This is a genomic window from candidate division WOR-3 bacterium, from assembly GCA_026418155.1.
Classification (GTDB): domain Bacteria; phylum Hydrothermota; class Tepidihabitantia; order Tepidihabitantales; family CAIPLT01; genus JAOABV01.
This window is the reverse complement of sequence record JAOABV010000109.1, coordinates 1-603: the sequence shown is the minus strand read 5'-3', so window position 1 is coordinate 603 and position 603 is coordinate 1. Positions and strand designations below refer to the sequence as shown.

Annotated in this window: 1 protein-coding gene; it reads left to right on the top strand. The window is 40.6% G+C overall.

Going from position 1 to position 603, the window contains the following annotated elements; translation table 11 throughout:
- The coding region (locus N2201_07520; protein ID MCX7786047.1) for a thiamine pyrophosphate-dependent enzyme at window positions 1-603 on the top strand (603 nt) is incomplete at both ends.

Below are 603 nucleotides of genomic sequence, written 5' to 3'. Positions count from 1 at the left end.
GCAATAAAGATATTGCAGGCAAAGAATAAAATTGAAAAAAAGGATATTCATGTGATTGCTGTAGCGGGAGATGGTGGCACAAGTGATATAGGCCTTCAGGCCTTATCAGGTGCCCTTGAGAGAGGGCATAAGTTTACTTACATTTGCCTTGATAATGAGGCATATATGAATACAGGTATTCAGCGTTCTTCTGCAACACCATATGGTGCCATGACAACAACGAGCCCTCCTGGCAAAAGAAGTATAGGTCAATCTACATGGAAGAAAAACATGCCGAAGATTGCTGCAGCTCATAATATCCCATATGTAGCCACAGCATGTCCTTCTTATCCCTTTGATCTATTTTCAAAGGTAAAAAAGGCAAAGATGACAAATGGGCCCTCTTATCTCCACATCCTTTCTGTTTGTCCCACTGGATGGAGGATACCCACAAACCTTGCTATTGAATATGGAAGACTTGCAGTTCAGACAGGTATTTTTCCTCTTTATGAAGTAGAAAATGGACGATATAAAATTACCCATAAATCAGAGCCATTAAAACCTGTGGCAGAGTATATAAAAGGACAGGGCAGATTCAGGCATCTAAAGGACGAAGATATAGCC